At 36.0% G+C, this 18,199-nt stretch carries 17 protein-coding genes; 6 read left to right on the plus strand and 11 right to left on the minus strand.

The window, feature by feature from the left end; genetic code table 11:
• Positions 1 to 236: 236 nt before the first annotated feature.
• The gene (locus A3EE_RS0110320; RefSeq protein ID WP_018343366.1) at positions 237 to 758 is read right to left on the minus strand and encodes a hypothetical protein; all 522 of its coding nucleotides are present in this window, start codon (positions 756 to 758) and stop codon (positions 237 to 239) included.
• A 158-nt stretch (positions 759 to 916) separates the two neighbouring features.
• Here A3EE_RS0110320 and smc point away from each other — a divergent pair, with 158 nt between their 5' ends.
• Positions 917 to 4,453 (plus strand): chromosome segregation protein SMC, encoded by a 3,537-nt coding sequence (smc, locus tag A3EE_RS0110325; RefSeq protein ID WP_018343367.1) that lies wholly within the window; start codon positions 917 to 919, stop codon positions 4,451 to 4,453.
• 1,011 nt (positions 4,454 to 5,464) lie between these two features.
• Here the strand turns inward: smc and A3EE_RS0110335 are convergent.
• The 5 genes from A3EE_RS0110335 to hslV all read right to left on the minus strand — a co-directional run bounded on the left by A3EE_RS0110335 (position 5,465) and on the right by hslV (position 8,157).
• Positions 5,465 to 5,965, minus strand: coding sequence for a hypothetical protein (locus A3EE_RS0110335; protein ID WP_018343369.1), 501 nt, complete (start codon positions 5,963 to 5,965; stop codon positions 5,465 to 5,467).
• Between the two features lie 183 nt (positions 5,966 to 6,148).
• The gene (locus A3EE_RS0110340; protein ID WP_018343370.1) at positions 6,149 to 6,727 is read right to left on the minus strand and encodes an acyl carrier protein phosphodiesterase; all 579 of its coding nucleotides are present in this window, start codon (positions 6,725 to 6,727) and stop codon (positions 6,149 to 6,151) included.
• Positions 6,728 to 7,261 carry a hypothetical protein gene (locus A3EE_RS0110345; RefSeq protein ID WP_018343371.1) on the minus strand — a complete coding sequence of 178 codons (534 nt, stop codon included), beginning with the start codon at positions 7,259 to 7,261 and terminating at the stop codon, positions 6,728 to 6,730. It lies immediately after the preceding gene.
• A 15-nt stretch (positions 7,262 to 7,276) separates the two neighbouring features.
• Complete coding sequence (gene arsC, locus A3EE_RS0110350) at positions 7,277 to 7,618, minus strand: arsenate reductase (glutaredoxin) (protein ID WP_018343372.1); 342 nt, start codon at positions 7,616 to 7,618, stop codon at positions 7,277 to 7,279.
• Positions 7,615 to 8,157 (minus strand): ATP-dependent protease subunit HslV, encoded by a 543-nt coding sequence (gene hslV / locus A3EE_RS0110355; RefSeq protein ID WP_018343373.1) that lies wholly within the window; start codon positions 8,155 to 8,157, stop codon positions 7,615 to 7,617. Before hslV ends, arsC begins: the two co-directional genes overlap by 4 nt.
• Before the next feature lie 161 nt (positions 8,158 to 8,318).
• Here hslV and fabF point away from each other — a divergent pair, with 161 nt between their 5' ends.
• From fabF to A3EE_RS0110380, 5 genes are all read left to right on the plus strand, one after another.
• Positions 8,319 to 9,560 (plus strand): beta-ketoacyl-ACP synthase II, encoded by a 1,242-nt coding sequence (gene fabF / locus A3EE_RS0110360; protein ID WP_018343374.1) that lies wholly within the window; start codon positions 8,319 to 8,321, stop codon positions 9,558 to 9,560.
• Between the two features lie 76 nt (positions 9,561 to 9,636).
• Positions 9,637 to 11,190 (plus strand): OmpA family protein, encoded by a 1,554-nt coding sequence (locus tag A3EE_RS0110365; protein ID WP_018343375.1) that lies wholly within the window; start codon positions 9,637 to 9,639, stop codon positions 11,188 to 11,190.
• Positions 11,191 to 11,219: 29 nt separating this feature from the next.
• On the plus strand, positions 11,220 to 11,555 hold the full coding sequence (locus tag A3EE_RS0110370) for a hypothetical protein (RefSeq protein ID WP_018343376.1): 336 nt from the start codon (positions 11,220 to 11,222) through the stop codon (positions 11,553 to 11,555).
• A gap of 43 nt (positions 11,556 to 11,598) precedes the next feature.
• Complete coding sequence (locus A3EE_RS0110375) at positions 11,599 to 11,799, plus strand: tautomerase family protein (RefSeq protein WP_018343377.1); 201 nt, start codon at positions 11,599 to 11,601, stop codon at positions 11,797 to 11,799.
• 9 nt (positions 11,800 to 11,808) lie between these two features.
• Positions 11,809 to 12,159, plus strand: coding sequence for a DsrE family protein (locus A3EE_RS0110380; protein ID WP_018343378.1), 351 nt, complete (start codon positions 11,809 to 11,811; stop codon positions 12,157 to 12,159).
• Positions 12,160 to 12,270: 111 nt separating this feature from the next.
• On the opposite strand, the gene A3EE_RS0110385 is transcribed toward A3EE_RS0110380, so the two are convergent.
• The 5 genes from A3EE_RS0110385 to argS form a co-directional block, all read right to left on the minus strand.
• Positions 12,271 to 12,921 (minus strand): hypothetical protein, encoded by a 651-nt coding sequence (locus A3EE_RS0110385; RefSeq protein ID WP_018343379.1) that lies wholly within the window; start codon positions 12,919 to 12,921, stop codon positions 12,271 to 12,273.
• Positions 12,922 to 13,128: 207 nt separating this feature from the next.
• On the minus strand, positions 13,129 to 14,937 hold the full coding sequence (locus A3EE_RS0110390; RefSeq protein WP_018343380.1) for a glycosyltransferase: 1,809 nt from the start codon (positions 14,935 to 14,937) through the stop codon (positions 13,129 to 13,131).
• Positions 14,938 to 14,950: 13 nt separating this feature from the next.
• Positions 14,951 to 15,634 carry a metallophosphoesterase family protein gene (locus A3EE_RS0110395; RefSeq protein ID WP_018343381.1) on the minus strand — a complete coding sequence of 228 codons (684 nt, stop codon included), beginning with the start codon at positions 15,632 to 15,634 and terminating at the stop codon, positions 14,951 to 14,953.
• A gap of 113 nt (positions 15,635 to 15,747) precedes the next feature.
• Complete coding sequence (locus A3EE_RS0110400; protein WP_033417833.1) at positions 15,748 to 16,323, minus strand: glutathione peroxidase; 576 nt, start codon at positions 16,321 to 16,323, stop codon at positions 15,748 to 15,750.
• A 37-nt stretch (positions 16,324 to 16,360) separates the two neighbouring features.
• Positions 16,361 to 18,157, minus strand: a complete 1,797-nt coding sequence (gene argS, locus A3EE_RS0110405; protein WP_018343383.1) for an arginine--tRNA ligase — start codon at positions 18,155 to 18,157, stop codon at positions 16,361 to 16,363.
• Positions 18,158 to 18,199: the final 42 nt, after the last annotated feature.

Raw genomic sequence — 18,199 nt, forward strand, 5'->3', positions numbered from 1 at the left:
TCCCGATAACTATCGAGACGGGATATTTTTTTTTGTCAGTATCTTGACACGATTAAAGGATTGCAGGATGGACAGGATTACCAGCTGCTCTTTAGTTTTTTTGTCTAAAATAGGATTCATTGGATTAAAAGAAAAATTGGATTATAGTCGCTTATAACTAACTAATGATCTTAACATGAAGTACCACTGGTAATCCTGTCCATCCTGCAATCCTTTAATCTTGTCTGAATCGTGTCCTAGTCGCGTTTCCTCAACACCTCACCCGTAATAAACGCATTTTTCAAATTATTTTTATTAGAAAGAAACGTTATCAATGGATGCTTTTGTTTTGCTTGCATTTCGTAAGGCTTCAAGTGCTGATCCACACCAAATATTGAAGGACTATCTAACGGATTATTTTGTGGCTCTTCGTAATTAACAACTATAGGCTTTTGTACTTCTTGCTTATAGAATGCTTCGCGTGATACGATGTCAGTATTTTCTTTTTCAGGCCCTTCAATCTTACGTCTTATCTCTTCTGCTCTATTGTATTTACTCTGGTATCTTTTGGATACGGGAGTCGAATACGTAATCGTAGGAATAGCAATTGGTTTGGATTCCGTGCGATTTTGATTCATACCTGGAATGGATGGTAGTTTTGGAATCGGAGTCGGTATCGAATCCGTACGATTGTCTTTTTTTAAGGAGTCTTTTATCTGGGTATAAATATAAAACCCGATTGCCAACACCCAGAATATTATCTTAAAATCGAAATCCATACGCGTCTAACTAATTTGCTGGATACAAGATACATAAAAAAATATTCACTTGTGTTTTTGTGTATAAAACTGTTGATAAACGGGTATAATGGGGGCAGTATCTCCCTTCTAATTATCTTACTTTTAAAAGATTAAAATTGACAAGAGAGGCGAGTTCTATGCAATTAAGTAAGTTAGAAATTAAAGGATTTAAGAGTTTTGGTGATAAAGTAGTCATTAATTTTGATGAAGGTATTACCGGTATTGTAGGTCCGAATGGTTGTGGAAAGTCAAATGTAGTTGATGCTATCCGTTGGGTATTGGGTGAGCAGCGTACACGTGCCCTGCGTTCCGACAAAATGGAAAACGTTATTTTCAACGGTACTAAAAACCGTAAGCCACAACAAATGGCAGAGGTTTCGTTGTCGTTTAACAATACAAAAAACCTTTTACCGACAGAATATTCTCAGGTTACCATCACCCGTCGTTACTACCGTACCGGCGATAGTGAATATTTGTTGAATGGCGTTACGTGCCGTTTGAAAGATATCAATGACCTGTTTTTAGATACCGGTATCGGTTCGGATTCGTATGCGATCATTGAATTGAAAATGGTTGATGATATCCTGAACGATAAAGATGGTTCTCGTCGCGAGTTGTTTGAAGAAGCTGCAGGTATCTCTAAATTCAAAATGCGTAAAAAACAAACGCTTAAGAAATTAGAAGAAACAGATAAAGATTTAGAGCGTGTTGAAGATTTACTTTTTGAAATCAACAAGAACTTAAAGTCTTTAGAGAAGCAAGCGAAGCAGACAGAGAAATATCACGAGATCAAAGAAGATTATAAAAATGCGAGCATTGATCTGGCAAAAGTAAGTGTACAATCTCAGCGCGATGAGATTCTTGGCACGAACAAAAAGCTGGATGAACAAACAGATTTGCGCACGCAATACAACTCTCAGATCAACGAGAAAGAAAGCGATGTTGAACGTGTGAAGCTTGAGATGGTTAATAAAGAAAAATTATTAGCCGATCGTCAGAAAACATTGAACGAACATGTGAACTTGATCCGTTCATTTGAAAGTGATAAAAAAATCAAGAACGAACGCCTTCGTTTCTTGAACGATAAAAGCAAATCGTTAACAGATCAGATTGAACTTGACAAACAAAGCAACGATAGAGCTGCTTTCAGTTTGGAGAGTTTAACAAATGAAAAAGAATCAGCTGAAAAGATTTTCGAAGAAATTTCTTTAAAAGTTGAAAAACTAAAAGCAGAATACGAAGAGCAAAAAGAGAAAAATAAGATCCTTCAGGAAGAAGTTGGTAATGCTTCGAATGCTTATAAACACAAGCAAGAAGAAGTATACCAATTAAATAAACAGCTTGAAATTTATGCGATCCAATTATCTGCTTTAAAACAGGAATTAGATAAAACAACAAGCGATACATCTGCACATTCTGCAAACCTTTCAGACTTTGAAACAAAAGCTGCAGAAGTAAAAAGAAACCTTGATATTAAAACGGCTGAATTAGAAACCATTCAATCGGAAGATGAACGCGTTCAGCAAGAAGTTCTCACACTTGAAAAAGATATTGAGCAAATTCGTGAGCAATTAACACAGGCTAATAGAAAATTAGATTCAAAACAAAATGAATTTAATTTAACAAAATCAATGGTTGAGAATCTGGAAGGTTTTCCTGAAGCAATTAAATTCTTGAAGAAGAATGCTTCATGGGGTAAAGACACTCCGCTCCTTTCAGACATTTTAACGTGTGACGAATCTTATAGACTGTGTATAGAGAACTACCTGGAATCGTTCATGAACTACTATGTGGTAGAGAATGAAGCACAGGCGGTTCAGGCAGTGAACTTATTAAGTGACGCGGCAAAAGGAAAAGCAAACTTCTTTGTACAAACACGTTTTAGTAATTTCCAATCATCTCAGAAAAAAACATACGATAACTGTGTATCCGCATTGGATATTGTGGAGTATGACAATAAATACAAAGGCTTGATCCAATACATCCTTGATGGTGTATATATTATTACTGGAAATCAGGAAATCATTCCGGATGATGCGCAAGCTGTTTTCATTACCCAAAATGGTAAACTTGCGAAACGTAAGTATAGCATTTCCGGTGGTTCTGTAGGTTTGTTTGAAGGTAAGCGTATCGGACGTGCTAAGAACATGGAGAAGCTTGAAACGGATATCAAGCAGATCACAGATGATATCGAAGATATCCGTTTGATACTTGATTCAAAGTTAAAGCAATTCTATCAGTTAAAAGAAAACACAAAGAAAGTTGAAGTTGAAGAACTTCGCAGAGAGATCAATTTGATCAACAACGAATACATTACACTGAAAACAAAACAAGAGCAGCTGGCGTCCATGCTATCTGACAACAGTTTGCGCAGAGAAGATGTATTAGAGAAGATTGCCAAAATTGAAGAAGATATTGAAATCAATACACCTTTAGCAAAAGCTGGTAAAGAAGATTTAGAAGGTTTTGAAGAACGCTTAGAATTATTAAACGAGGAATTTACATTACAAACTACTCAGTTAAGTAATAAATCTGCTGTATACAATCAAGAGAACATTGTTTTCCATCAGCAGCAAAACCGAGTGAATAGTTTAGAACAGGAAATTGGATATAAGCAAACCACTTTTGATCAAAGCAAAGAACGTATAACAAAAAATCACGAAGAACTTGAAAATACAAATGGCGAGATCCGTCAAATGGTTGATAGTGCGGATGTGAGTGAAGATGAATTGATCTCGTTCTATAAAGAAAAAGAAAATATTGAACTCGGAGTTCACGAAGCAGAGAAGGACTACTACAGCACGCGTGTACGTATTGATGAAGTAGAGAAAGAAGTTAAAGAAGTACGTAGATTACGTGAAGAATGCGATGAAGCCCTTGTTGCATTACAAAATAGAGTTACGGAAACGAAGCTTGGATTAAGCTCAATCAAAGAACGATTGAATGTTGAATTCAATTTGAACTTGGATGACATTCTTGCAAATCAAGATCCGGAAGAAAATTTACCTTCTGAAGAAGAGCTAAAAGAAAAAGTAATTAAGATCAAAAACAGCTTAGATCGTTTGGGACCTATAAACCCAATGGCGATGGAAGCATACCAAGAGATCAAGGAACGTCACGTATTTATTACAACGCAGAAAGAAGATCTTGCAAAATCAAAAGAGTCATTGATGCAAACCATTAGTGAGATTGATGCGGTTGCTAAAGAAACGTTCTTAGATGCATTTGAAAAAATCAGAGACAACTTTATTCGTGTATTCCGTTCGTTGTTTACAGATGAAGATAGCTGTGATTTAAAATTAGTAGATCCGGAAAATCCATTGGATTCAGCAATTGATATTATGGCCAAACCGAAGGGTAAACGTCCGTTGACGATCAATCAATTGTCGGGTGGAGAAAAAACGCTTACTGCGATCTCTCTCCTATTTGCGATTTACTTAATCAAACCTGCACCGTTCTGTATCTTTGATGAGGTTGATGCTCCGTTAGATGATGCTAACATTGATAAGTTCAACAACATCATTCGTGAGTTCTCTGGTGAATCTCAATTCATCATTGTAACGCACAACAAGCGTACAATGTCTAGTACAGATATTATCTACGGTATTACGATGGTAGAGCAAGGTGTATCCAGATTGGTACCTGTTGATTTACGTTCACTGAATGAAGCGTAAATAGTGTATAGTTACTAGATATAAGTTTCTAGAATAATCAAAAAAAGTCTCCCGCTGTTTGTTAGTGAGAGACTTTTTTTATGGATGTTATAAAACTCTCTTTATCTTATCTGGATAAATGAAATCTAAATGCACCTTGGTGCGTATATATACTAGTTAGGCCTAATACGGGATATATCCGATCTGTAAATAGTTTTAATATGAATATTTTTAGTGCAGCATTTATACGATCATTTTTATTATTGATTTCAATTTTCGATATCAATAAATCGATTTCTAAAGCAAGTAATATAATCACAATTTCGGACGATCCGTGTAGTTGTATTAATATGGATTCTGTATTATTTTTTATTGAGAACTCGGATACTTTGATAATTAATGATAATTTTTTATTGTCAACCCAATTGAAATATTCTAATAATGATTCATTAGATATTATTATTGCTAATATTAATCAACCTCTATTCAATGAAAAAGCTTATTGTTATTCTGAAAAGTATATGCTAAAGAATGGAAATTATATAATTCAAATAATCTCCAAATCTGGATTTACGAATCAATATTTATTATGGAATGCTAAAAATAAAGAATCGAAATTATACACTATCGCTTGGATGGATTTGATGATCGTTTATGGATAAATGATTTCAAAAATATATTAAAGTCAAAAAGTTCTCATAAACAGATGGAATTTTTAGATTCCCGATTGAGTTTAGTTACTAAATGGAATCAAAAAAGATTTCCGGTATTTTCGAGATGAAGAACAAGGCCTAACAATAGGTAGCATTTATTGTAGGCTTCTTTGATAATATTAATGGCGGTGCTTTCAAGTCCGCACGAAATGATTAAATTTAATGGGTTGTCCGGGTTTAGTGCTTAGGTTATCTTAGCACTTTCAAGGCCTAAAACAAATGCAACCAACACCATTATATATCCTTTACTTCGAATAAAGATATAAAAAAGCCTCCGTTAAATTTTTAACGGAGGCTTTGTATTTATGAGTGTGATATATTACTGACCTGTAGTTGGTGCAACTGTAACAGGTGAAGTATTTACATTGTAATTAGAAGAACGTAAGATGATGTCCTGGAAAAACAAGATAGACCAGATGATGTTTTGTTTATCAGCGTAAGGAATAATATCAACCAGCGTTTCATTTACAGAAGCTACATATACCTGTTTGTTTTTAACTTCTTTTTCAAGGTGAGATAAATTAGCTGGCGTTTGAGGAATGCTCATATCTGTTAACGTCGCACCTGGTTTGCTATGTAAAGCTAAATAAGGTAATACTTCAGTAATGATTGCAATACGTTCCTGGTAGATGGTTGTAAGCTCAAGTTTACCCAACAATTCCAATTCTTCTTTCGTATAAACTTTTTTCAAAACTGCATCAGCATTAACATATGTCACGGTTGGTGCTCCTCCTTTTTCTTTCTGTGCGAATGTATTTGCAGCTGCAAACATTGAAACAAGAAATACAATGAATGATAATTTTGAAATTATGATTTTCATAATAGTAGTTTATTTTATATTATACGTTGATTTGATAAGTCTTAAGATAAAGTTACAATTTAAAGTTTGAATAGTAACAATCAGAAATATGAATTGTTGAATTAGAGAAACAATTCTGAATTAATTCTGTTCAAAATATGTGCCACGTTTTTAAATATCTTTAAATCAATAAGATATATTTGATTATTTATTGTATTCTTTAGATGCCTGCATCAGATCCGGAAAAAAATGATCGAAACAATCCTGCATTTCCTGATAATGAAGTTTTAATATAGACGTTGCATCTTCCATATGTGAAACAAAGGATGCCCGTCTTGACATGCCTTTAAAGACCTGTTCCATACCATGAAAATAAGCATAATTTGTTAGCCAGTCTTGCTTTATCATGTAAGGAAGCATCTCCTGAAGACGCTCAGGAAGGATCGTTTTATGCGTAGTAAGAATTTTATAAACAGAATCTGAATATGCAACGAGCGGAACGTTTGAATACGTATTCCAATCTTTAGCTAAAAAATGATCCATGTAAATATCCATCACTACTGAATTGTATTTACCAAAATAAGGAGAGAGGATTTTTTTTCCTTCGCTGATTATTGCATGTGTATCTGTGTAATGATCAATGAAACGATGGAATTGAATGCCTTGTTGAATCTCTGTACTATATGCCAATATTTCTTTTCCTTTAACTGAATCTGCTATAAAGTTACCTATCATAGACTCGTTATCATTACCCGAAAGAAATATGTGTGCTAAAAAGTTCATCTATTCGTCGGCATTGATTACAACTGTTTTCTTAGGATAATTTCTAAAGAGATTAATTCCAATTCCGAATTCAAAATACGGAGATGTTTTAGTTGTTGCATCATAACCGGGAGTTGTTTTTTTTCTGTTTTCAATTCCTAATTGAAGTTCAGAAAAAAAGCGTGTACCCATGTAGTATTTAAGTCCTACTAATCCAGAGATCGATGTATAATCTGTAGTAACATTGGGATGTACATTTTCTTGCGTACCCTGAACATAATAGGCTGAAGCCAGCCAATACACATTATAAAAAGATTTAGACAAAGGAAATAACTCCTGCGTAATACCTAGCCCATTATACTTATACCCGGGAGCGATGCGAAGTGTTGTACCTCTATAACGCAGATCAAGCGTGGGTATTGGCGATATGGATGCACCACCGATACCAATAAAGGTTCCTATATTAACTATTTTTCTTGATGGAGTATCTGATTGACCAAAGGAAACCAATGTTAAAAATAATAAGATCAGTGTAAATATGTTTCTCTTTATCATAAAAAGTAATGCTGATTATTTAATTTTCTTTAAACTTGTTTCATCACGTGCTATGATTGCTTTGTCGCCTTTTATTATAATCGGACGTTCAATCAATATCGGATTTTCAACCAAGATTTTTAACCATTGTGTATCTGTATAGGAACCATCCTTATATTCATCAATAAACAACTGCTCTTTTTTTCTAACGATATCCAATGGTTTAAGTTGTAAAAGTTCTAATACTTCCTTGAGTTCTTTCGCTGAAGGAGGATTCTTTAAATACTCAACAACCTTAATATCTTTATCTACTGTTTGAATGTGCTGCAATGCCGTTCTGCTTTTCTGACATCGTGGGTTATGGTAAATGGTAATCATATTGAAACTGTTTCAATAATAAAATTGTGATTTGTATAGATACAAATATCTGCTGCAATTGTTAAACTTTCTTTAACCATTTCCGGTGCGGATAAATGTGTTGCGTGTTTTTTCAAAGCAGCTGCTGCAGATTGTGCATACATGCTGCCTGAACCGATGGATAAGATATCATTATCAGGTTCAATCACATCGCCTGTACCTGAAATAAGAAGCAGTTCATCTTTATTAACCACGATCATCATGGCTTCCAGCTTACGCAAATAGCGATCAGTTCTCCAGTCTTTGGCAAGTTCAATAGCAGCACGTTTCATATTGCCGTTGTAGGTAGTCAGCTTTTCATCAAACCGTTCCAGTAGCGTAAAAGCGTCGGCTGTGGAACCAGCAAAGCCACACAATACTTTGCCATCCATTAGCTTCCGGACTTTTTTGACATGCCCTTTGACTACTGTATTTCCTAAGGTTGCTTGTCCGTCTGCCCCTATTGATAACTGTCCGTTATGTCTGATTGCAACAACGGTGGTTGCATGTATTTTTTCCATTTAACTCTTAATTTGAACTCAAAATACACTTTTCAATTGATATAAAAAATCACTATTCAGTCTGATTAAAAATTACCCTTCAACCTCATTAATTGGGTTTTGTGGATTACTATTTGCCAAGATTCCGTTATTTTTACCAATCGAATATATTGAATAGTTACATGAGAAGAGTAGTTGTTACGGGTATAGGAGCACTTACACCCATTGGAAATACATCAGAAGAGTTTTGGAATAATTTAATTGCCGGTAAAAGCGGATCTGCACCCATTACCTATTTCAATACAGAAAAATTCAAAACAAAGTTTGCCTGCGAAATTAAAGGATACAATCCATTAGATCATTTTGAAAAAGGTGAAGCGCGCAAATACGATCTGTTTACACAATATGCATTGGTATCTGTGAAGGAAGCCATTGAACAAGCAAATATAAATTTTGATGCATTGAACCGTGATCGTATCGGCGTAATCTGGGGATCTGGCAACGGCGGTATTCTTACAACGCAGGAACAAATTATGGAGTATGCAAAAGGTGATGGTACTCCCCGATTCAATCCCTATTTTGTCCCTAAAATACTTGTCGATATTGCATCCGGAGTGATCTCCATTAAATATGGTTTGCGCGGTATTAATTACACTACTGTGTCCGCTTGCGCATCTTCTACAACATCTGTAATCGATGCCTTTAATTACATTCGCTGGAATAAGGCAGACATGATCATAACAGGTGGTTCGGATGCTCCGATAAATGAAAGTCTTATCGGTGGCTTTGGAGCATTAAAGGCTTTGTCTACGCAAAATGAAAATCCTGCAGCAGCTTCACGACCATTTGATCCGAACAGAGACGGATTTGTTATGGGCGAAGGTGCCGGCGCAATTATACTCGAAGATTATGAGCATGCTGTTAAGCGTGGTGCTACCATACTGTGTGAGGTGATTGGCGGTGGTATGTGTGCAGACGCATACCATTTAACAGGCTCACATCCGGAAGGTGATGGTGCATATATGGGTATGAAATTAACATTAGAAGACGCAGGTATTTCGGCTGCTGATGTAGACTACATCAATCCACATGCGACCTCTACTCCCATCGGTGATCAAAGTGAATTGAAAGCAATTCAGCGCTTATTTGGTGATGCATCGAATGCATCGATCAGTGCTTCCAAATCTATGACCGGGCATTTGCTTGGTGCTGCCGGTGCGATCGAAGCAATCATTTGTATCCAGGCTGTCCAGAAAGATATGATCCCGCCAACGATCAATACAACTGCTATTGCAGATGGATACGACAAATTGAACATCGTATTGAATGAAGCAGTTTCTAAAGAAGTAAATATAGCGATCAGTAATACGTTTGGATTTGGAGGACATATAGCAGCCTTGATGGTAAAGAAATTCAAGAATTAAATGATAGGCTTTGTATTGATTTATAATTAGATTACGTTATCATCCGATTATAAATCAATACTCATTTCTTTTTACTATGAAGCAATTCTTTTTGTTGATTTTATTTACAATATGTGTCACCCCTGTTATTCATGCGCAGGATTCTATTCGCCGTAATCTGGGCCCTAACATTAATACTGAATTCAATGATGTTTCCCCTATTATCTCTCCGGATGGTAAGATCTTATATTATGTGATTGAAGGACATCCGGCCAATACAAAATCCAATTATTATTCAGACACAGAAGATATCTGGTATTCAGAAAAAGATGTGAATGGTGCATGGACAAGAGGTAAACGTATGTCGAAGCCATTTAATATGCGCAGGTATAACAGCATCTCCAGCATAAGTGCCGATGGCAATATTATATACATCCGTGGCGCATATCACGATGGAGAATATACAGGAAGCGGATTTTCGTATGTGATGAAAACAACAACCGGCTGGAGTGAACCCGAAGCAATGAACATCAAGGATTACGATTTCATGAGCCGAGGCTATGCAACGGCTATGTGGATGTGTCCGGATGGAAAAACATTGATACTTGCTTTTTCTAAATCTAGCAAATTGAATTACAACGATGAGTCAATTAATGATCTTTACGTATCTTTTAAAACCGGTCCCAATCAATGGGCAAAACCTGTTTATATAAAATCGATCAATACAAAAAAATTTACAGAGTCTACTCCTTTTATGGCGTCTGATAATAGCACATTGTATTTTTCATCTGACAGACCGGGAGGTAAAGGAGGCAGAGATATCTGGATGACCAAACGTTTAGATGATACCTGGAAAAACTGGTCTGCTCCTATAAACTTAGATAGTAATGTGAATAGTTCCGGCTGGGATGGATATTATACCTTAGATGCTAGAGGTGAATACGCCTATATGGTTTCAGATAAGACAGGATATGGTTTTAGCTACGACATTGTACGCATAAAATTAACCCATACAGAAAGACCCAATCCAACAGTTTTGATCAGCGGTAAAGTGATCAATGCAAAAACGAATCAACCTGTATCTGCCCGCATTACCTATCATTCCTTACTTACAGGAAAAGAGATCGGACAGGCAATCTCAGATCCGGTTACAGGTAATTATAGAATAACATTGCCTTATGGTGTTCAATACAGCTTCAATGCTAATGGCGGCAATTTTATTCCTGTTTCAAACAATATTGATCTGACAACAGTTGCTGAATACAAAGAGATCAACCAGGATCTATTTTTAGTACCCATTGAGATTGGCCAAACAGTACAATTGAATAATATCTTTTTTGATATGAGCAAAGCAACACTGCGTCCGGAGTCTTATGTGGAACTTGATAAATTATTTATTATTCTTCAAAACAATCCCAACATGTCTATTGAAATAGATGGCCATACGGATAATGTCGGTAACCCCGAGTTGAATTTAAAATTGTCTCAGGACCGTTCAAACACTGTGAGGGATTATTTAATAAATAAAGGCATCGTACATACACGGATCACTACCAAAGGCTTTGGCGGAACGAAACCGATTGCCAGTAACGATACTGAGGAAACAAAAAAACTAAATCGTCGAGTTGAGTTTACTATTTTAAAACTGTAATTTTTATAAACCATAAAAACCCATCCCCCATGGCAGCAATTAAAAATGTAGAAGGATTAACAAACAATGACATCAACAGAGAATTAGCTCGAGGTGCTAAATTTGTAGTATTTCAATATTGTTTTTCCATTATTGTAATGACTTTTAAGCACAGCAGTGATGTGTACTTTATTAAGGCTGGCGAATCTACTACCAGACACAGTATCTTTCATACACTATCTACATTGGTATTTGGTTGGTGGGGTATTCCATGGGGACCGATCTATTCAATTGGTGCGTTGTATACTAATTTGACTGGCGGTAAAGATGTAACAAATGAAGTATTGAGCTCAATCAATGCAGCACAACCGCAACAAAATGCATAGCCTTATCAATAACTAGTTTTCTATAAACGCATATATTCGAACCATGCCGTACGTAAATATTAAAATTACAGATGAAGGCGTAACCGCTGAACAAAAGGCTGAATTGATCAAAGGCGTTACAGATCTGCTTGTTAAAGTGCTGGATAAAAATCCGCAAACCACGGTTGTTGTAATTGACGAAGTTTCAACAGACAACTGGGGCATCGGTGGTGAAACGGTAACTGTAAAGCGAAATAAAAAATAATCTGAATAGATGTCAGTTGCATATAAAGTAGTCATTCAACTTTCAAGCAATGATATATTGGTTCAGAAAGCTACGATCAGTCAGCTCAATAATATTTTAAATGCACTGCCATCTGTTTCGATTGAACTTGTAATGAACGGACCGGGTATTGATTTAATTTTACAGAATGCACCATTGACAAATACCTTAGAGCAGTTACATGAAAGAGGAATTCAATTTTTAGTCTGTAAGAATTCACTCAATCAAAAGAATTTAAGCAGTACCTCTATCCTATCGTTTTGTTCGGTTGTACCTTCTGCTATTGCACATCTGATCGTAAGACAGCACGAAGGCTGGAGTTATATCAAGGCAGGGTTTTAATTTTACTTAGGGGCTAATGATTAAATAAATAAAAAATGCCGGCTATATAGACCGGCATTTTTTATTCTTGACTGATACTAATTGATGTTGCAATATGAATATATTACAACATCAATTTAAATGATAACGCACCAATCGCCTTTCTGCATAATCCGGACTTGATACGAAAAAGAGAAGTGTTTCAATTACAATTCCAACATTCTTTGCATATCTTGCATCTCTGTATCTCGGGTTGCCAGCAGATGTCCACATAGGATACATTGCATGTGTTTCTTGCGCATTCAATGTTTTAAATGTTCCTGCAAATGTACTTACAGCAATTCCTTTATCTGTCATTTTTCTTGTAATTCTACTAATGGTATCATATACTGGACTGATAATGTACCAGGCTTCTAATGCATTTGTAAAATCCTGAGAAGAAAATAATATCTCCCCATTTGAATTTACTATATAATGTAAAGAATCTCTCTGAAATAAAACTTCCTTTTTAGTTCTATCATACCACAGTGGCTTTACAATTTTAAAATATGTATTTCCTTTTATAATGGTATCCTTTTCGACATAACAACTGTCGAATATATTTCTTGATGTGGCATCTCCAGTAGAACTAATATCGAACTGTTCGTAGATCCAATAGTTACCTACTTTTAATTGCGAAAAATTGGGATAGGTTACACTCGGTGTTGGTTCGTTATTTCTTTTACAAGAAAAAATCATCGCCGGCATTAAAGCCGCTAATAAAAAAAGCATTTTCTGATTCATGTTTTTAGAATGTTATTTTTTCTAAAAACGACTTTTTGAATATTTATTGCCTATAATAAATTTCTGTTTGTAACGTTGCTGCAATTATTGTTTTATATATTTTCTAAAAAAAACAGAGTGGTCGGACGGGCAAAAAAGCCGACTGACCACTCTGATATAATTTTGTCAATTCCTTACTGAAAACTGACTAATATTTACTGACCACTCTCAGTTATTTACCGCTATTGAAAAAGCCTGGCGATGTGCTTTATCGTAGTAGCTACCTAAGTTCTGCCAGTCAAAATGTTCGGAAGCGCTCTCCACTCTGTTACGTTGCGTAATACGGTCTCTGCGCGACAAGTGTACAAAGTGATACATTTGATCTGCGAGTTGCTGTGCAGCGTCGTGGTAGCTCTTATGGAAACGATTTGTTACATAGATACCTTTGTTTTCGTTATTCGGAATGTTTTTCAATACATAATCTCCAAATCCAGCCAAATCCGATGTTGTAGCAGGTACACCTGAAGCCATACATTCAAGCGGAGTATAACCCCAAGGTTCGTAATAACTCGGGAACACACCTAAGTGACAACCACGTACAAACTGTCCGTATTCCATACCAAACAATGGGTTGGTACTTGCAATAAAATCCGGGTGATATACAATCTTCACTTTATCGTGTTGGTTGTTGATCATATTTGAATTGCGGATTGAATTCAAAATTTCATCCTGATTATCGTAGACTAAGTTGTGTGTAACAACTTTGGGTAATTCGTGTGACTTCCATGAAAGCAATGTTCTTCTCAAACGCAGCTTCCAGTATTCATCGACAAATTTATTTAAGTCAGGTAATTTTAAATCACTGCTTGATGCTGCAGCTTCAAATAACTTATCACCTAATTGTTGTACAATCGCATCGCAGTTGCTTCTAACCTCTTCCATCACTGCTCTGGATTGAAGTACCTGAGGGTTGATGGTATGGAACGGCTGTTTTGTTATAAAGAACATTACAACCGTTGTATCTGTATTTTCTTCTTTTAATCTCCAGTTAAGGCGGGCTAAAGCCTCTAGAGTAATATCAAAACCTTTGTTCTTATATTCATATCTACCTGATGTGAAGAAATACAAGGTTTTATCTAAATCGAATGTATAACTCTGGAAGAAATGTCCGATCACAAATTCATGGATCTGATCTTTGTATTCTTTGTGTAAGTTTTGAAATTCGTGAAGAGCAGTAAAGCGTTCGATGTTTAAACCATTGGGCAATAACAAGTCCGGCTTTCTTCCTAATAACGATTCGCATTCACGAGCGGTAACTTCACTCACAGTTGTAAATACGTTTGCTCCATGTGCTGCTGCACGTTCAATTTTTACAGCAGCTTCTATATTGAAATTTACTGCTTCTTTATTCCAATCATAGTTAGGTAAATTGTCATAAAAATTAGGATCATTCATCGCTAAGTAGCGCCCTAACATGGTTGCGTGCGTAGTAAATACAATAGAAGCCTTTACATTTTCTCTGCGCATTTCAGGGATTGCAGTACCTGTCATCCATTCATGAAAATGAGCAACACATTGTAAGTCGCCTTTTGCATGATCTAATTGCTGATGAAATACTTTAGCTAAGAAACCAAAAGCTATAACCTGGTTTAACAGATCATCTCCTTCAGGACTTGATATACCGTGATTTTCCCAAAGACTGTATTTGATTTCACCTAATCTGTAAAATGCAGAGAAATGATTTATCAATACTACTTTAGGTCTGCCTGATACCAACCAATATCCATAATGTACTTCATAACCTAAGTCGCGCATTTTCAAGACTGCCTGACCAAAGACATCGTCATAATTATCGATTGGTTCAAACTCAGCTATAGCTTTGTTTGCAAAGTATGGGCCTACCAAACAATACCGATCGCCCCAAACCTCTGTCATAGTAGGCACTTTGGAACGGATAACAGTGTAAATACCACCAACCTGATTACATACTTCCCAGGCAACTTCGGTTAATAGACAGTCAGAATAATTTGTGTTCATTAATGTGTTGGAATTAAAAGTCAATATTGTTTTGTATAAATAATGTATTTGTTTTCAATTCTAATGCAAGCAAATTGCCCATTCCTTCTCGTTGTCCTTTGAATACACAACCATTGTCCAGGCATATTTCAAGTTGTGTATCAGCAGTTGCAACCTGTAGTTTGATAATATCCAGAGTTGTTGGTGTATGTCCGTGAATCAGGATCCGTCCACCAGTTAACTGTTTTGTGACATGAAATTCACGGATCCACATCATTGCATTATAATCTTTCAACGGCAATTCTGCTAAATGGTTTAAGCCTGCATGCACAAAGATATATCGCTCATCTTGAAAGTAATAACTTGTATTTATTATAAACTCCTGAAAATGAAATGGAACATGGTCATGATTTTTCAACCCATGGGAAATCATCACCTGTTCTCCTCCACTAAGAATCCACCGATTGTGAGCTTGCATTGAATTTTGAGCATCGATAAACATCTGCTCGTGATTGCCTCTTAAAAAGACACAATTTCTATAGCTGTTTTTTATGTCTATCAGATAATTAATAACAGCTCTGCTGTCAGGTCCCCGGTCTATATAGTCTCCCAGAAAAATGAATTGATCCTCACTTGTCGGCTGCAGCTGGTTTTCGATTAAAGCTTTTAAACTTTTAATACAACCATGAATATCTGCTATAACAAACGTACGTTTCAATATTGAAGGAAATATGTGGAAGAATCAGTTCGTTGCTAAATATACCTCAATTTGACTTAATAAAAAATGCCATCCGTCGGGATGGCATTTTTTATATAAAACAACGTTCTGCTTTATTTTTTGATTGCGTCCAGCACTACCTGATTCATGGGCTTTACACCTGAACCGAAGTAATTTAACAGCTCTCCATTTTCGCTTATTAAGTATTTACAGAAATTCCAGCTTGGAGCATCTTTGTTCCATCCATTTAATGTTGGTGTTGTAAGCCATTTATATAAAGGATGTTGTTCATCTCCTTTAACATGAAGCTTTTCAAACATTTGAAATGTTACACCATAGTTTTTAGTACAAAAAGTAGCAATTTCAGTTTCAGTACCGGACTCCTGGCCGCCAAAATCATTACACGGAAACCCAAGGATTGTAAGAGAATCTCCATGCAGTGTATGAAGCTGCTGCAGCTCTTCGTATTGAGGAGTATACCCGCATTTTGAAGCTGTATTAACAATAAGAATCTTTTTCCCTTTTAACGTATGGAGATCAAATGCCTTTCCATCTATTGTAACAACTTCAATATCATAAATACTTGTTGTTGGTTTTGATACATTTTCGGTCATAGGTCTGTTTTTAACGTCGCTGTTAATTCCCAAACAAGATGAGAAAAACATAAGGATTGAGTATGGAAATGCCATAAATAAAAGAGTTTTAATTTTTGAAACATTCATAGATTTACATTTTTTCAGGTACTTCTATACCTAGTAACAACATACCATCCTTAATTGTTTTAGCAACTGCTCTGCAAAAGGCAATTCTAAAAGATTTGATTAGTTCGTCTTCTTCATGGAAGATCGAAACTTCTGCATAAAAACGATTGTATTCTTTGGCAACGTCGAATATATAATTTGCAATGGTAGAAGGACTATACTCTACACCGGCTTCGCGAATTTTTTCCGGAAATCTGCTTAACAATTCCAATACAGATACTTCATACGGGTGCAGCTTTTCCAGTTTATATCCTGCCGGTAACGCTTCTTTGATATTTAATTCTTCGGCCTTGCGAAGGATTGCTGAAATACGTGCGTATGTGTATTGAATAGATGGACCGGTATGCCCTTGAAATTCGATGGATTCTTCCGGATTAAACATCATACGTTTTTTAGGATCTACCTTTAACAGGAAATACTTTAAGGCACCTAAACCAACGATTTCATATAAATGTGTAGCCTCTGCTTCTGTAAAACCATCCGTTTTACCTTGCTCTAAGGTACGCTCTTTGGCTGTTTCAATCATTTCGTTAACAAGGTCGTCTGCATCTACTACAGTGCCTTCACGTGATTTCATTTTACCGCTAGGTAAATCAACCATTCCATATGACATGTGATATACACCATTTGCATATGGCTTACCTAATTTTTTCAATATATGAATCAAGACTACAAAATGATAGTCCTGCTCGTTGCCAACTACATATACTGAACGTTTGCAGCCAAAATCATTGTACTTCAATTCTGCAGTACCTAAATCCTGTGTGATGTATACCGATGTTCCATCTGAACGTAACACAAGCTTTTCATCCAGACCTTCTGCTGTAAGATCGATCCAAACCGAACCGTCTGCTCGTTTGTTGAATACGCCTTTAGCTAAGCCTTCTTCAACAATATCTTTTCCTAATAAATAGGTATTTGATTCGTAATAGAAATGATCGAAGTCGACACCAATCTTTTTATAAGTAGCATTAAAACCTTCGTACACCCAGCCATTCATGGTTTTCCAAAGATCGTATACTTCTTTGTCGCCTTGCTCCCATTTCAATAACATCGACTGCGCTTCTTTTAGAATAGGTGCTTCTTTTTTAGCTTGCTCTTCTGAAATACCCGTTTCAACAAGCGCTTCAACTTCTTTCTTTAATTGTTTATCAAATGCTACGTAATACTTACCAACCAAATGATCACCTTTCATACCTGTACTTACGGGAGTTTCCCCCGAACCGGATTTCTGATATGCAATCATTGACTTACAAATATGAATTCCTCGATCGTTTACAAGGTTTGCTTTGATCACATCAAAGCCATTGGCCTTTAAGATCTGACTGATCGAGTATCCTAAAAAGTTGTTTCGCAAATGCCCTAAGTGCAAAGGTTTGTTTGTGTTCGGTGAAGAGTATTCCACCATTACTTTTTCGCCTTTGCCATCAGATAACTGCGCATAATCTTCTCGAAGAAAGTTGGTATATAATTGTTCTACCCAAAGTGCGTCGTTGAAAACGATATTCAAAAAGCCTTTAACTACATTAAACGAAGAAATAACTGTTGGAATATCTGTCTGACAAAAAGCACCGATGCGTGAACCAAGCTGCTCTGGAGCAACCTTTGCCTGTTTGATAAAAGGAAAAACAACAAACGTTAAAGAACCTTCAAAATCTTTGCGTGTTGGTTCAAGTAAAATGGTTTCAGGTGCAACAGTTATAGAAAATTCTTGCAGTAAGCCTTTAGCTATTGATTCTTTTAATAAGAACTCAGGATTCATAAACGATTCATAAATTGTATTGAACTACAAAGATGCATCATT

It is taken from the genome of Cytophaga aurantiaca DSM 3654, assembly GCF_000379725.1.
Taxonomy (GTDB): domain Bacteria; phylum Bacteroidota; class Bacteroidia; order Cytophagales; family Cytophagaceae; genus Cytophaga; species Cytophaga aurantiaca.

Excerpts from the sequence above, each read along its gene's own strand:
- A3EE_RS0110370 (WP_018343376.1), top strand. The coding sequence starts at position 11,220 with ATGGCAGCAATTAAAAATGTAGAAGGATTAACAAACAATGACATCAAC.
- argS (WP_018343383.1), bottom strand. The coding sequence starts at position 18,157 with ATGAATCCTGAGTTCTTATTAAAAGAATCAATAGCTAAAGGCTTACTG.
- A3EE_RS0110340 (WP_018343370.1), bottom strand. The coding sequence starts at position 6,727 with ATGAACTTTTTAGCACACATATTTCTTTCGGGTAATGATAACGAGTCT.
- A3EE_RS0110375 (WP_018343377.1), top strand. The coding sequence starts at position 11,599 with ATGCCGTACGTAAATATTAAAATTACAGATGAAGGCGTAACCGCTGAA.
- smc (WP_018343367.1), top strand. The coding sequence starts at position 917 with ATGCAATTAAGTAAGTTAGAAATTAAAGGATTTAAGAGTTTTGGTGAT.
- A3EE_RS0110380 (WP_018343378.1), top strand. The coding sequence starts at position 11,809 with ATGTCAGTTGCATATAAAGTAGTCATTCAACTTTCAAGCAATGATATA.
- A3EE_RS0110335 (WP_018343369.1), bottom strand. The coding sequence starts at position 5,965 with ATGAAAATCATAATTTCAAAATTATCATTCATTGTATTTCTTGTTTCA.
- A3EE_RS0110390 (WP_018343380.1), bottom strand. The coding sequence starts at position 14,937 with ATGAACACAAATTATTCTGACTGTCTATTAACCGAAGTTGCCTGGGAA.
- A3EE_RS0110345 (WP_018343371.1), bottom strand. The coding sequence starts at position 7,261 with ATGATAAAGAGAAACATATTTACACTGATCTTATTATTTTTAACATTG.
- arsC (WP_018343372.1), bottom strand. The coding sequence starts at position 7,618 with ATGATTACCATTTACCATAACCCACGATGTCAGAAAAGCAGAACGGCA.
- fabF (WP_018343374.1), top strand. The coding sequence starts at position 8,319 with ATGAGAAGAGTAGTTGTTACGGGTATAGGAGCACTTACACCCATTGGA.
- A3EE_RS0110400 (WP_033417833.1), bottom strand. The coding sequence starts at position 16,323 with ATGGCATTTCCATACTCAATCCTTATGTTTTTCTCATCTTGTTTGGGA.
- A3EE_RS0110365 (WP_018343375.1), top strand. The coding sequence starts at position 9,637 with ATGAAGCAATTCTTTTTGTTGATTTTATTTACAATATGTGTCACCCCT.
- hslV (WP_018343373.1), bottom strand. The coding sequence starts at position 8,157 with ATGGAAAAAATACATGCAACCACCGTTGTTGCAATCAGACATAACGGA.
- A3EE_RS0110385 (WP_018343379.1), bottom strand. The coding sequence starts at position 12,921 with ATGAATCAGAAAATGCTTTTTTTATTAGCGGCTTTAATGCCGGCGATG.
- A3EE_RS0110320 (WP_018343366.1), bottom strand. The coding sequence starts at position 758 with ATGGATTTCGATTTTAAGATAATATTCTGGGTGTTGGCAATCGGGTTT.